General features: G+C 51.5%; 10 protein-coding genes and 1 pseudogene. 8 read left to right on the plus strand and 3 right to left on the minus strand.

What is annotated here, in order from left to right; genetic code table 11:
- The first annotated feature begins 72 nt into the window (after positions 1-72).
- Together ACIDE9_RS13280 and ACIDE9_RS13285 are read left to right on the plus strand one after the other, a co-directional pair.
- Positions 73-2,811, plus strand: a complete 2,739-nt coding sequence (locus ACIDE9_RS13280) for a PD-(D/E)XK nuclease family protein (RefSeq protein WP_411995179.1) — start codon at positions 73-75, stop codon at positions 2,809-2,811.
- Positions 2,808-6,179 carry a UvrD-helicase domain-containing protein gene (locus ACIDE9_RS13285; RefSeq protein ID WP_411995180.1) on the plus strand — a complete coding sequence of 1,124 codons (3,372 nt, stop codon included), beginning with the start codon at positions 2,808-2,810 and terminating at the stop codon, positions 6,177-6,179. The genes ACIDE9_RS13280 and ACIDE9_RS13285 overlap by 4 nt, the downstream gene beginning before the upstream one ends.
- Before the next feature lie 31 nt (positions 6,180-6,210).
- On the opposite strand, the gene ACIDE9_RS13290 is transcribed toward ACIDE9_RS13285, so the two are convergent.
- Positions 6,211-6,684, minus strand: coding sequence for a winged helix-turn-helix transcriptional regulator (locus ACIDE9_RS13290; protein WP_411995181.1), 474 nt, complete (start codon positions 6,682-6,684; stop codon positions 6,211-6,213).
- A gap of 97 nt (positions 6,685-6,781) precedes the next feature.
- On the opposite strand from ACIDE9_RS13290, the gene fabF reads away from it, so the two are divergent.
- A complete protein-coding gene (gene fabF, locus ACIDE9_RS13295) occupies positions 6,782-8,044 on the plus strand; it encodes a beta-ketoacyl-ACP synthase II (RefSeq protein WP_411995182.1) in 1,263 nt (420 codons plus the stop codon).
- A 53-nt stretch (positions 8,045-8,097) separates the two neighbouring features.
- On the opposite strand, the gene ACIDE9_RS13300 is transcribed toward fabF, so the two are convergent.
- Positions 8,098-9,009, minus strand: a complete 912-nt coding sequence (locus tag ACIDE9_RS13300) for an alpha/beta fold hydrolase (protein WP_411995183.1) — start codon at positions 9,007-9,009, stop codon at positions 8,098-8,100.
- Positions 9,010-9,131: 122 nt separating this feature from the next.
- Here ACIDE9_RS13300 and ACIDE9_RS13305 point away from each other — a divergent pair, with 122 nt between their 5' ends.
- From ACIDE9_RS13305 to ACIDE9_RS13320, 4 genes are all read left to right on the plus strand, one after another.
- Complete coding sequence (locus tag ACIDE9_RS13305; protein ID WP_411995184.1) at positions 9,132-9,746, plus strand: TetR/AcrR family transcriptional regulator; 615 nt, start codon at positions 9,132-9,134, stop codon at positions 9,744-9,746.
- Positions 9,747-9,751: 5 nt separating this feature from the next.
- Positions 9,752-11,137 carry an MFS transporter gene (locus ACIDE9_RS13310; RefSeq protein WP_411995185.1) on the plus strand — a complete coding sequence of 462 codons (1,386 nt, stop codon included), beginning with the start codon at positions 9,752-9,754 and terminating at the stop codon, positions 11,135-11,137.
- A 25-nt stretch (positions 11,138-11,162) separates the two neighbouring features.
- Positions 11,163-11,822, plus strand: a complete 660-nt coding sequence (locus tag ACIDE9_RS13315; protein WP_411995186.1) for an NAD(P)H-dependent oxidoreductase — start codon at positions 11,163-11,165, stop codon at positions 11,820-11,822.
- A gap of 157 nt (positions 11,823-11,979) precedes the next feature.
- Positions 11,980-12,177 carry a hypothetical protein gene (locus tag ACIDE9_RS13320; RefSeq protein WP_411995187.1) on the plus strand — a complete coding sequence of 66 codons (198 nt, stop codon included), beginning with the start codon at positions 11,980-11,982 and terminating at the stop codon, positions 12,175-12,177.
- 95 nt (positions 12,178-12,272) lie between these two features.
- Here the strand turns inward: ACIDE9_RS13320 and ACIDE9_RS13325 are convergent, their stop codons facing one another.
- On the minus strand, positions 12,273-12,890 hold the full coding sequence (locus ACIDE9_RS13325; protein WP_411995188.1) for a DedA family protein: 618 nt from the start codon (positions 12,888-12,890) through the stop codon (positions 12,273-12,275).
- Positions 12,891-13,070: 180 nt separating this feature from the next.
- Here ACIDE9_RS13325 and ACIDE9_RS13330 point away from each other — a divergent pair.
- Positions 13,071-13,891: pseudogene (locus ACIDE9_RS13330) on the plus strand (hypothetical protein); the annotation flags it as partial.

The following is a 13,891-nucleotide window of genomic DNA, read 5'->3' on the forward strand; positions in this document are numbered from 1 at the left end:
TTTATCGTTTATTTACCGCATTATCTTATAAAATATGGCGCTAAAGATAATAATTCCTGCTGACACTTACCCATGACGGCCACCAATGTTCTTCCTGATTCAGGCACTGTGATTTTGTGCGCCTCAGCACGCCTGGCGCAAGGTATCCGGCAATGGCTGCAACAGACGTATCAGCAACAAGGCCATGCACAGTGGCAGGCACCACAGGTGTTTCCGTTACAAGACTGGGTGAATCAACGCATAGAACACGCACTATTGTGCGGGCAAATTGATATCGCCCAGGCGCCACTGGGCATGTTATCCACCACGCAGGAAGCCTTGCTTTGGGAGCAGGCGATTCAGCATTGTTTACGCCAGCACAGTGCCATTGATTTATTCAATACCAATGGCCTGGCCAGCGCCGCCATGGAGGCCAACCGCTACCTGATTGAGTGGAATATCAGCCTGGACATGGACGATACCAGCGAAGAGACGCGCCAGTTTTTGCAGTGGCGCCAGCAGTTTCAAACCTTATGCAAACAAAGTGGCTACCTGGAGGGCGTACGTTACCAGACCTGGCAACTGGAACAACTCCATCAGCACACTTTGACCTTATCTGCCAGTATACAACTGGCTGGTTTTGACCGCATCAACCCGCATGTACAAACCCTCTTAGAAACGCTACAAGCGGCAGGCGTTCACATTAGCGCCTTTGATCACGGCATGACCGCACAACACACACAGCGCATGACGTTTGCCGAGGCCATGGACGAAATGCGCGCGGCAGTGCACTGGGCGCAACAGCAGTTAAGCGCTAATCCGCAAGCCACACTGGCGATTGTCGTGCCCGAGCTGGATAGCCTGCGTGACACCTTGGCCAACCTGCTGGATGACACCTTTCACCCAGAAGCGCTGCACCCTGCTCAGGCCGAAACGCCGCGCTGTTACGAGTTTTCGCTGGGTCTGCCACTGAGCCGCTGGCCGCTGGTACAGTGCGCATTGCATGTATTACGGCTAGCCTTTCAGGCCAGCCCCATGCCACAAGCCGAACTATCGGTGTTGCTGGCCGACATTTACTGGTCGCAAGCGCTGTATGAAGCGGATGCGCGCGCTGCACTCGATGCCGAGATGCGCCGCCAGTTACCGCTGCAAGTGAGCGCGCAGACCTTCGCCCGCTTTGTCTCGCGCAAGCAGCAGGATGAATACCCGATTTTGTGCCCGGCCCTGCATGCCGATTTAACGGCTTTGCTGACACAAGCCAAACAAACACCGCGCAAACAAGTTCCTTCCGCCTGGGTGGCCAGCTTTACTGCATTACTGGCAGCCACACATTGGCCTGGCGAACGCAGCTTATCCAGCCACGAACACCAGTGCCAGACCAAGTTTAAAAGCGTACTGACACAACTGGCAGCACTGGATGCCTGGCTGGGGCCGGTAGATGCCATGAGTGCGCTGCACAGACTCTCTCAGTTATGCCAGGCACAAATTTTCCAGCCGCAAACCGTGCGATTACCGAATATCACCGTCATGGGCATGCTGGAAGCCAGTGCGCAGCCACTCGATGGCGTGTGGGTGATGGGCATGAACGACCATGTCTGGCCACCATTATCGCGCACCAATGCGCTGATCCCGGCTGAATTGCAGCGGCAGGCAGGCACCCCCAATGCGAGTAGCGAAGTGCAAATGGCCTTTGCCAGCCAGATTCACCAACGCCTGCTGCGCTCGGCCAAACAAGTCATTTTTTCATCTGCCCGGCAAGAGGGCGATCGTTTGTTGCGCATGAGCCCGCTGATACAAGCGATCCCAGAAGCCACCGAAACGGCAGGTGCCGCGACGCTGGCCGAAACCTTGGCGCGCAACAGCACGCAAGACTGGCAATGGCTGGATGACCACCAGGCACCACCTATACAGGAAGGTGAACATATTAGCGGCGGCACGGGTTTGCTACGTGCGCAAGCGCTGTGCCCGGCCTGGGCGTTTTACCAATACCGCCTCAAAGCGCGCAAACTGGACACGCCACACAATGGCTTGGACGCCATGCAGCGCGGTGACCTCATCCACCGCGTGCTGGCAGCTTTTTGGTCGCAGCAAACGACGCTGGATTGGCAAACAGTAGATGCCGACCACTTAAAAACCCAGCTAGACCAGATTGCCGCAGAGGTCATCGCTGCCTTTAATAGCGAATTTGCCCAACCCTTCTCTGCCGTGTTTTGCCAACTGGAGGCAGAGCGTCTGAGTAAACTGGCACTGACCTGGTTATGGGAAGTGGAACGCGAACGTCCGCAAGCATTCGCCGTCACCTCGGTCGAACAAGTCTTCAAACCACTCATTGAAGGCATACAGGTCAAACTGGTGATAGACCGCGTCGATACGCTAGCCGATGGCCGACTGGTGGTGGTGGATTACAAAACCGGCAGCATGCCCGACTTTAAAAACTGGGCGTCAGACAAAATCAGCGAACCACAATTACCGATTTACGCCGCTTTTCTGCTACAGGATGCCGACATTGCAGCAGTGTGCTTTGGCAAGCTGCGCCTGACTGATGGCGGCTTCGCTGGCGTCGCCGCTGAAGATGACATCGTGCCTGGCATCAAAGCCTTTAACCACGAGAAAAACAAATTGTTTGACCCTGAGCAGTTCCCCGACTGGCGATCGGTACTCACACATTGGCACACACAAATCACGCGCACCGCCCTAGCACTTAAGGCCGGTGAAGCCGCCGTGGTGTTTGAGGCTGAACAAGACCTCGGTTATTGCGATGTACTGCCCTTGTTGCGCCTGCCCGAACGGCAATTGCAGTTTGAGCAGCTTCAGGCCGGAGGGGCAGTATGAAAATGACTGAGACTGACTTCCAGCAAGCCTTGGCGCTGGATGCTGCCAACCGCGAACGTGCGCTGGCTGTGGAATCGTTTATTGTCGAAGCCCCGGCGGGTGCCGGTAAAACCGAGCTGCTGACGCAGCGCTTTCTCAAGCTGCTGCAAACCGTGCAGGCGCCCGAAGAGATTATCGCCATCACCTTTACCAATAAAGCAGCATCGGAAATGCGGGCGCGGATTCTCGATAGCTTATTGCTGGCAGACACGGGCGTGCCGCCAGAGGCGCCGCACAAACAAATCACTTATGCCTTAGGCCAACAGGCCTTGCGACGCTCGGCAGAACTGCAATGGCACTTGCTCGCCAGCCCGGCGCGGCTGCGTATTTACACCATTGACTCACTATGCGCCAACCTGGCGCGGCAAATGCCTTTACTGAGCCGATTTGGCACACAACCCGCCGTGACTGAAGATGCCTGGGCCTATTACCGTGAAGCGGCTGGCCTGGCATTGCAAACAATGGATGACGAGCGCCTGGGCGAACCTGTGCGCCGTGTGCTGCGCTATATGGATAATGACCAAGCCAGGCTGGAAAGCCTGCTGATGTCGATGCTGGCCAAGCGTGAGCAATGGCTGCATTTAAGTCAGACCAAAGACCATACGCAGGCACAAACGGCCTTGATTTACCTGATAGAAAGCGAATTGCAAGCTGCGCTAACAGCCATCCCTGCCCGCCTGCAACAATCACTGATGCCTATTGCGCGCTACGCCGCCAGCCAGTTGCCAGCTGAGCATGCGCTATCCGCTTTGCTGGACTGGCAAACGCCATTGACTGCCAACATAGAAAATTTACCAGACTGGCGTGCGCTGACCGAGCTGCTGCTCACCAGTAGCGGCGGTTTGCGCAAGCGGCTGGATAAAAACATGGGCTTAGCCGCCACCGACGAGGCTAAGCCCTATAAAGAAGCGCTGACCGAGATACTGGCGGGCCTCGCCCAACACGCTGACAGCGAGCGTAGCCTGGCACGCATCCGCCTGTTGCCGGATGCAAACGGCGAAGACGATGCCATGATCCAGGCGCTGAGCCAGTTACTCAATATTGCCGCCGCACAGCTATGGTTATGCTTTCAAGCGCAAAATGAAGTGGATTTCGTCGAAATCTCCCAACGCGCGTTTCAGGCGCTGCAAGAAGGCGATGAAGCCACCGAACTGGCCATGCGACTGGATTATCGCATCCAGCATTTACTGGTCGATGAATTTCAGGATACCAGCCCGATGCAGATTGACCTGCTTAAGGCGCTGACACGCGGCTGGCAGCCCGACGATGGCCGTACGCTATTTGCCGTCGGCGACCCCATGCAGTCAATTTACCGTTTCCGTAAGGCGAATGTCGGCCTGTTTCTCAATGCCGCCCTGCACGGCATAGGCGATATTGCGCTGACACCACTCAAGCTGTGGCGTAACAACCGCTCCCGCCCGCCGGTGGTGGACTGGATCAACCAGACCTTTCAAGGCATGCTGCCTGCAAGCGATGCGCCACAGCAAGGCGCGATTGCTTACCGGCCATTTGTCGCCACACGGGCCGAGGCCACGGGCGCAGGCGTGTTTGTGCATCCACTCATCACCCCCGTGTATAGCGAAGACGAAGAACCGGCCGACATCCGTCACCTCGAAGCTGAGCAGATTATCCGCATCATCCAGCAAACACGCGCCGACAACCCTGAGGCTACCATCGCCGTGCTGGTGCGGGCGCGCAAACACTTGCATGCCCTAGTGACAGAAATGCGCCGCAATCATGCCGAGCTGAGTTTTCAGGCTGTTGAGATTGAAGAGTTGGCGAATCGGCAGATTGTGCAGGACTTGCTCACGCTCACGCATGCGCTGCACCAACGCGCTGACCGCGTGCACTGGCTGGCGCTATTGCGGGCGCCCTGGTGCGGCCTGACGCTGGCCGACATGCACGCGCTCATCGGCCAGGATGGCCAGCGCAGCGTGCTTAGCTTATTGAGCGACGACCACATTCTCGCCCGTTTAAGTGCCGACGGCCAAACCCGGGCTCGCCATGTGCGCGAGGTGATGCAAAACGCCTTGCAGTGGCGTGGCCGCACCACGGTCAGCCGCTGGGTGCACAACACCTGGCTGCGGCTGGGAGGCGCCAATTGTCTGTGGAATGAAAGTGATGTGCAGGATGTACAGGCTTTTTTTGCGCGTATCGCCGCACTGGAGCAACACGGCCAGTTTAACCCGCAAGCGCTGGCCGACGATGTACAAAAGCTCTACGCCGCGCCCGACGCTAAAGCGGACGCCAGCTTGCAGTTTATGACCATCCATAAATCCAAAGGCTTGGAGTTTGACACGGTCATTTTGCCCGGTCTGGATGGCAGCAATCCGCCGGATGATGCCAAGCTGGTGATTTGGGAAGAGGTTCCTATGGAAGACGGCCACACCGAACTGGTTGCCGCCCCGTTTGTGCCCACAGCACTCAAACGCCAGCAAGCGACGATCACTACGTATGACTACCTAAACGACCTGGACAAAACCCGCGCCGCCTACGAAGACGCCCGCGTGCTCTATGTCGCAGCCACGCGTGCCGAACGCCAACTGCATTTACTGGGCGCAGCCAAGCCGGACAAAAGTGGCGAACCGCAAGCGCGTAAAAACAGTTTTCTGCATTTGTTATGGCCCGCAGTGCAGCAGTGGTTTAGCAGCGAACACGATATTGTCAGCCGCTACCCCAGTGCACAACAAGAATCTGATATCCGGCAGTTTGTGCCCAAACTCATTCGTTTACGCGAAGCCAGCACACCTGCCCTCTTGCAAACGACACACCACGAAACCCACACGGGTTATCAGGCCTCAAAAGAAAACGATAGCGCCCACCGGCTGGAAGCCGATATTGGCACCCTCGCCCATTTGTACTTGCAACTCATCGCCGAGCAAGGCTTGGCCGCCTGGCAGACGCATGAAAAAAACGCATTCTTATCGCTGCAACACCCCATGCAACGCTGGTTTAAACAGCAAGGCTACAGTGATAGCGAAGCCAGCCTGGGCGCCAGCCACGTCGCTCAATTATTAACCACCACCGTGCAGTCCGAAGATGGCCACTGGGTATTACAGCCGCATACACAAGCGGCCTCGGAACTGGCGATTGAGCAACTCAGCGAAGGTAAAAAAATCATAGACCGTACCTTTGTGGCAGATGGCGCACGCTGGATTATTGACTATAAGTCTGTGCCCGTCGCAGAGAGTGACGACCTGCATTTATTGGCGGCGAGTTTTAAAATGCAACTCACCCACTATGCGCAACTATTCAGGCAAGATGACCTGCCAGTCAAAACCGCCATTATGTTTTTAAGTATTGGTCAATTGGTACTTGTTGACGTTTAGGCGGAATTCCAAGTGATCGGATCCAAAGTGATCACTCAAAACGGGCTTTAATCAACTCGTCAGCCGCAGGCCCTGCTTGAGACCTGTGCCGCTGCGGGTCGATTTCCATGTTTGTATTTCTATCCACCAGCATTAAATCAACGGCCTGGTTGGTTTGGGTGTCAACCAATTGAATCGCAGGTTTACCGTCTGCGTAATACTGGTTTCCCCATTGCATCATCGTCAGTAAAACCGGTCTGAAATCCAGCCCTTTTTGGGTGATCACATACTCATCCCTTGGTGGCTTTTCGCAATACCGCCGACGCTCCAGCAGTCCAGACTCAACCAGTGCATTTAACCGTTTAGCGAGTGTACTGGTCGCGATACCCAAATAGTGCTGAAAGTCGTCAAAACGGGAAACGCCCATTAACGCCTCTCTTAAAATCAGGATATTCCACCATTCACCGACATGCTCCAGGCTTTTGGCAATCGGACAAGGCATGTTTAAAAGACTTTTATTTTTCATTGGATCACCAATTAACTTTTATCATGAAAGTTACTGTAAGATAGTTACTTTTATATTGAAAGTAACCATTATAAATGGTTATCAGTGTAGAGGACTTATGGAAAGAATTGTGATTACAGGCATGGGGATAGTTTCTCCTTTAGGCTGTGGCGTTGAGCTAGTATGGCAGCGTTTGTTGAGTGGCCAATCAGGGATCATGAGGCTATCGGCCGACATCGCTGACAACCTGAGCACTAAAATTGCAGGCATTGTGCCAAGCAAAGCGGATGATGCCAGTGGCGGCTTTGCGCCTGAAGAGGTGATTGCATTTAAAGAGCTCAAAAAAATGGACCGCTTTATTCAATTTGCCATGGTTGCGGCCGAAGAAGCGATTAAACAGGCCAAATGGTTTCCGCAGAGCGATAGAGAACAAGCGAGGACGGCGACGGTGATTGCCTCTGGCATTGGCGGCTTCCCAGCCATTGCGCAAGCGGTGCGCACTACAGACAACAAAGGCGTTGCCAGGTTATCGCCTTTTACCGTGCCCTCGTTTCTGGTGAATCTGGCCGCAGGCCACGTCTCGATTCGCCATGGTTTTAAAGGACCGATAGGCGCGCCTGTGACCGCTTGTGCGGCCGGTGTGCAAGCCATTGGGGATGCGGCAAGAATGATACGCGCTGGCGAAGCTGATATTGCCGTTTGCGGTGGCACAGAAGCCTGTATTGACCTGGTCAGCCTGGGTGGGTTTGCGGCGGCAAAAGCATTGTCATCCGGCTTTAATGACACGCCAGAAAAAGCCTCACGCCCGTTTGATAGTCAGCGGGATGGCTTTGTCATGGGCGAAGGTGCAGGCATATTGGTGATAGAAAAACTCAGCCATGCCACCGCGCGTGGGGCAACACCCATTGCAGAAATTGTTGGTTATGGCACCTCGGCAGATGCCTACCACATCACCGCCGGGCCAGAAGATGGCGATGGCGCAAAACGCGCCATGCAGGCCGCCATTGCCATGGCCAATATCAAGCCGAACGATATTCAGCATCTCAATGCACATGCGACCTCGACCCCGGTCGGCGACGCGGGCGAACTGAGAGCGATCAAAACGGTATTTGGCGAACATAGCCCGATAGCCATTACCTCAACAAAATCCTCTACAGGCCACTTGCTGGGTGCTGCTGGCGGCATTGAAGCCATCTTTACGGCATTGTCGGTGAGGGATCAGCAGGTGCCTTACAATTTAAATCTGGAAAACGTCGATGCTCAGGCAGAAGGCCTGCATTTTGTGAGGGATAAAACACAGCCCTTGGCCATTCAATATGCCATTAGCAACGGCTTTGGCTTTGGTGGCGTCAATGCCAGCATTGTGCTGAAACGTTTTTAATCACGATAGCCAATCCCGCCAGGGGAATCTTCCCCTGGCGGTTGTATTGAGGCTTAATTCAGGAATTGATTCACTTTACCAACAAAATCCGCCGGGTATTGAAATAATGACCCATGGGCAGAGTCAGGGTATAACACCAGTTGTGCATTTGGCAGATGCTTGTACAAAGTGATTGAGTTATCCGTGATCAACATCTCATCGTTAGAGCCCTGCACAATGAGCACTGGCTGCTTGATTGCCTTGAGCAAGCTGAATTCGGTATCAGGGGTATTGGCCCAGGTAATCAAGGCCTTGGCATGTGAGTTCATATCGTCTTTCGAGATTTCAGGATCGCGGTCTTTGCGTACACTGGATCGTGCAAGAAACGCCTGGCCTGCCTGCTGACTAGCAGCCGTTTGCGTAAAAAACAAATATACCCTTGGGTCTGGCAGGTTTTGTGAGAACGCTTCGCCCAATACCTTCATCAAGTGCTCACCGCCACCTTTGTTCGACGTACCCACCAGCACTACTTTGCGGATTTTGTCCGGATGCGCGGCAGCTAACTCTTGCGCGATAAATCCTCCCATGGAAAAACCCAGCAAATCTACCTGGCGATAGCCTAAGGCAGCAATAAATGCATACGCATCTGTGGTCATTTGCGCAATATTGTCTGCTACCTTGCCAGAGCTGTGCCCCATGCCGGTATTGTTAAACACAATGACTTGGTGCGTTTTGGCCAAACCATCTACCACTGCCGGATCCCAGTAATCCATGGTGCCGGTGAAGTGCTGTAACAAGACGATGGGCGTGCCGCTTTTATTGCCAATACTGCGATATGAAAATTGGATGCCATTGGCTGCTATCGTCTGGTTAGGCGCTGTAGCCAGTCCTGCATTCGCGCTGCCAGCGCTCGCTTCGATCATGCCCAAGCTCAAAAGTGAATGAAAAATAAAGGCTTTGCCGAGCATAGAATTCAGTCTGTTCATGTTGTGTTTTCCTTAAAAATTAAATTACTTACCGATTGGTATAAATAATTTAAAGCAAGGCTATTGCTATTGTCAATATATTTTTGTACCATTTGGTATATATTTATATAAGGGAAATTTTCATGAACAACATTTCTCCTAAAAGACCTCGAGGTAGGCCAAGAAACTTTGATAAAGACCAGGCACTCAGGATTGCGCTTGATCTATTCAGAAAGAAAGGCTTCGACAACACGTCACTGGATGACTTGACCACCGCACTCAATGTGAACAAACCTAGCCTGTATGCGGCCTTTGGCAATAAAGAACAACTCTTTTTAGAGGTGTTGAATGCTTATACCTCAGGGCCAACGGCCTATTTTCATGCGGTGTTTGACGAACCCACCACACAATCATTGGTCAGGATGTTATTAGTGAAATCCATCGAGCTCCTGTTTTACAACGAATCACCTTCCGGTTGCCTGGTGGTGATGAGTACGGCCAGTGAGGCACTACAAAAAGTAGGCATCCAGCAAAAACTGGTGGCCGGACTACAGCAGCATCAGCAAAAACTCATCGCGCGCTTTGAGCAAGCCAAAGCAGACGGCGAACTTAAACCAACTGTCGATAGCCAACGCCTGGCGCTCTATGTCGTCACCTTGCATAAAGGGTTATCGCTGCAAGCGATCAATGGCTCCAGCAAAGAGGACATGCTGCAATTGGTCGAACAAGTCATTGATTTATGGCCATCCACACGATGAATAACATGCACCCACTTGAACACAATCTAGCGATACGTCGCGTAAGCCCGTGGCTGGTCTTTCATATCGCCAGTCTGGCGACATTTTTAGTGTCCATAGACACCACCGTGTTATATGTCGCTTTTCATAGCATTGCTAAGAGTTTTCCTGAGGCGAACCCGACCAGCATCGCCTGGGTGATGAATGCCTATACCATCGTTTACGCCACCTGCCTGATCCCGGCCGGCGGCCTGGCAGACAGGTATGGCCGTAAACGTATCTTCATGGTCGGTGTCGCGCTGTTTATCCTGGCCTCTGTCTTGTGTGGATTGTCACCCAATATCCATACCCTGATTGCAGCCAGGGTCGTTCAGGCCATAGGGGCATCCTTTTTAGGGCCAGCGGCACTCTCGCTGATTTTAGAGGCATTCAGTAAAGACAAACGGGCCATCGTCGTCGGTGCATGGGGCGCGACTGGCGCATTGGCCGCCGCACTGGGGCCTGCCGTGGGCGCCTGGATTGTCGATAGCTGGGGCTGGGAATGGGCATTTTATATCAATGCCCCACTGGGGATTTATTGCCTGTTCATGGGCATCAAAACGCTCAACGAATCCAGCAATCCTGCCAGCCACCTGCGATTTGACCTCATAGGCATGTTGCTGATTATTGCAGCGATTTCCGCCATCACCAGTAGCCTGATTGAATATAAAAACTATTTAAACCAACCACATATTCCAATGCTAATGGGCGGCTCTGGCCTGGGCTTACTGGTGCTATTTGTGTACTGGTGCAAGAAAACAAGCAATCCGCTGGTTGATCTGAATTTATTCCAAAACCGCACCTACCGCGCAGTGAATATTGCTGCCTTGTTCTTTTCAACGGCCTTTGCCACCATGTTCTTTTCGTTCTTTTTTCTGATGACAAAAATTTGGGGCTACAGCTTGCCGCAAGCGGGCCTGGCCATGATGGTCGGCCCAGCAACAGTCGTCCCCACCGCGCTTTGGGGTGGCAGAATTGCCTCTCGTTATGGGCACAAAATGGTGCTGGTTGCAGGCTGCCTGATTTTTTCAACCAGCTCAATCTGGTATTTAAGTGAAATCACCGCTATCCCGGATTACCTGTGGGCTTGCCTGCCAGGGCAACTCATCTCAGGCATCGGCGTCGGGCTGGTGATGCCTTCACTCTCAGGCGCCGCAGTGCATGACTTACCACAAAAAGACTATGCGATTGGCAGTGCCATTAATCAGGCTATCCGCCAGATTGGCACCGTACTAGGTGTTGCCATTACCGTCTCTATTCTGGTTAAATCTGCTGTGAATTTAGATGATTTTCATCTCTTGTACACGATCCAATTTTTACTGGTCATTACTTCGGCGATCTTTGTCAGCTACGTGAATACCAGGCAATCTTAAAAGCACACATCTACAGGAATCATTCATGATAGAAAAACAAGCCATTTTAAACGCATTCAACTTCCGCCATGCCTGCAAAGAGTTTGACGCCAGCAAGCAGATTCCTGCCGAGGAATTTGAATTTATTCTGGAAGCCGCCCGCTTATCGCCGAGCTCTTTCGGCTTTGAGCCCTGGCACTTTATTGTCGTGCAAGACAAGGCGTTACGCGAAAGCCTCAAGCAACATGCCTGGGGCGCACCACTCAAACTAGATACAGCTAGCCATTTTGTACTTTGCCTGGCCATGAAATCACCATTTTTAGACCCCAAAGGCCCTTATTTGCCACAGTTTATGCGTGAGGTACAACATCACCCGCAAGAGGTGGCCGATATGCGCCTGGGCTTTTACACGCAGTTCCAGCAATCTGATTTTGACCTCAGTGACGAACGAAAACTGTTCGACTGGGCGGCCAAGCAATGTTATTTACCGCTGGCAAACATGATGACAGTCGCCGCCATGCGCGGCATCGATAGCTGCCCGATTGAAGGATTTAAGCAAAAAGAAACCGACGCACTACTGGCCGAACAGTTTGGTGTGAATCTGCAAGAGTATGGCCTCGCCTACATGGTGGCGTTTGGTTATCGCAAACACGAGCCGAGAGCGAAAACGCGTAGAGCCTTGTCGCAACTGGTCACCTGGAAGTAAGTTCGCGCTGTGACCGCGCAAATACCAACCTAGAGGACGCCGCTCACCTGGACACAACATTTAAATGGTTAAATCATTGGCCTTAAAGAGCTATTTAAATGACTTGCCTACCTTTGATACAGTCTGATTTCAATATAAAAAATCAGTGGGGTAATGGATGAAATCGGTATTAGCTGTGGTATTCGCTTACAGTGCACTTATGTTGGCGAGTATTGCCGCCAATGCAACTGTAGATAATGGGACCCTGGTGCGTGCCATTGAGCCTGCAGACCTCAGCCACAGCATGTTAAAGGTGATAGCCGTTGCGGATGATGATCAGGCTGACAGCTCAGAGGCAGAAACCATGCTCGCCTAAAAGCGGCAAGTGCTGCCATTGGTTGATGGCATAGATTAGACAGTTCAAATAAAAAGGCCGCATAACGGCCTTTTTATTTTTTTGAAGCCGACTGATTACTCAGCCTCATTTTTAAAATGCCTGCGCACATACCAGGCCACGAATACCAGGCCCAATGCGGCAATCACATAATGCGACTCATGGAAGTAGACTTTTAAATCCTCCCAATGCTCGCCTGCCTTCATGCCCACATAGCCAAGTACAACGCACCAAATCAAAGAACCAACAAAAGTGTAAGCGATGAATCGCGTCATATTCATGCGTGCCACACCGGCTGGGAATGCAATAAAGGTACGCACTGCAGGCAATAAGCGGGCAATAAAAATGATAATCTCGCCATGCTGCTCAAACCAGCGGTCCGCCATATCGAGGTCTTTTTTACTGATCAGCACATATTTGCCAAACTTCTCCACCAACGGACGGCCACCGTACATGCCCAGATAATAAGCCGGGATAGAGCCCACCACACAGCCAATTGCTCCAGCCAGCGCAATCCCCCACAAAGTCATTTCGCCTTTCGTCACCAAAAATCCGGCAAACGGCATGATAATTTCGGAAGGTAATGGAATACAGGCAGACTCAATCGCCATCAGTAATACGATACCGCCATAACCCATGGTGGAGATGACACCTATAATCCAGGCCGCCACGGCAGCAACTAATTTTTCTAACATTTAAATACGACTTTCTTTTTTCACTTTAAAGAATCACTTTAATACAACTTCTACACGCCCTAAAGAGCTATATATGAAAACATCCCAATTTCATAAAATTATCAAATTACACACTTGAACTTTGATTGCTTTCAATGTAGTGTTTCTTTACTTTAAATAACAATACTAACAACCATAATTATGAAATTACAATACAACAGCTTAGAAGAGTTAGATTTGGGAGCAGTAGAAACAGCAATAACAACTGCTGTAGAGAAACCAATCACATTTCTTGATAACTTTGACGCTACTTCTATTAGCGAAACTAGCGCAAGCAATACTCGCTTAGTAGGCTACGATTGGAATAATGGGGGCCAAATCATTGTCAGAGGCAATCATTTTTTAGATGATTCCCCACTCGTCACAGTAACCTCAATTGAGTTTAGCAACTCAACAATTGCATCATTGAAGATTACTGGCAATGTCTCGTTCAATTACAACAATGGATTGTACTCCGGGTATTACTCATCTTTTTCTTACCAATCGAATACAAACAATCTATCAGTAGAGTATGTTGGCAGATTAAATGTTGATCGAAACACAGCTGATGTCACAGGCGGAACAACAACACTGATCAAAGTAATCAATGATAATTTTTCATATTCACTAAAAGGTAATATGTCTGTCAATGCCGACATGGATATTACTGGTGGCACAGTCTCAGACTTTTCACTGTCTGATGCAAACGGCAACGCGCTGTCGTTTAGTGGAATGTCATTAAATGCATTAACCTTTTCTCAGCTTTCAGATTTCCAAGCTAACTCCGACCTTACGAACTTACTCAACTATATTAGCACCAACCTTACTGGTGATTTCTCAATTGAAGCTGGTAGTGGGGATCAAACACTTACCGGCAATACTGGCAACAACATTCTGGATGGTGGGGCTGGTGCGGACACGCTCATCGGTGGCAAAGGCAACGATACTTATATCGTCGATGATGAAGATGATGAAGTCATTGA

The organism is Methylophilus sp. 'Pure River', assembly GCF_046765995.1.
Taxonomy (GTDB): Bacteria; Pseudomonadota; Gammaproteobacteria; order Burkholderiales; family Methylophilaceae; genus Methylophilus.

Bases quoted from the DNA above. Each gene is read 5' to 3' on its own strand.
- ACIDE9_RS13280 (WP_411995179.1), top strand. From the start codon at position 73: ATGACGGCCACCAATGTTCTTCCTGATTCAGGCACTGTGATTTTGTGC.
- ACIDE9_RS13285 (WP_411995180.1), top strand. From the start codon at position 2,808: ATGAAAATGACTGAGACTGACTTCCAGCAAGCCTTGGCGCTGGATGCT.
- ACIDE9_RS13290 (WP_411995181.1), bottom strand. From the start codon at position 6,684: ATGAAAAATAAAAGTCTTTTAAACATGCCTTGTCCGATTGCCAAAAGC.
- fabF (WP_411995182.1), top strand. From the start codon at position 6,782: ATGGAAAGAATTGTGATTACAGGCATGGGGATAGTTTCTCCTTTAGGC.
- ACIDE9_RS13300 (WP_411995183.1), bottom strand. From the start codon at position 9,009: ATGAACAGACTGAATTCTATGCTCGGCAAAGCCTTTATTTTTCATTCA.
- ACIDE9_RS13305 (WP_411995184.1), top strand. From the start codon at position 9,132: ATGAACAACATTTCTCCTAAAAGACCTCGAGGTAGGCCAAGAAACTTT.
- ACIDE9_RS13310 (WP_411995185.1), top strand. From the start codon at position 9,752: ATGCACCCACTTGAACACAATCTAGCGATACGTCGCGTAAGCCCGTGG.
- ACIDE9_RS13315 (WP_411995186.1), top strand. From the start codon at position 11,163: ATGATAGAAAAACAAGCCATTTTAAACGCATTCAACTTCCGCCATGCC.
- ACIDE9_RS13320 (WP_411995187.1), top strand. From the start codon at position 11,980: ATGAAATCGGTATTAGCTGTGGTATTCGCTTACAGTGCACTTATGTTG.
- ACIDE9_RS13325 (WP_411995188.1), bottom strand. From the start codon at position 12,890: ATGTTAGAAAAATTAGTTGCTGCCGTGGCGGCCTGGATTATAGGTGTC.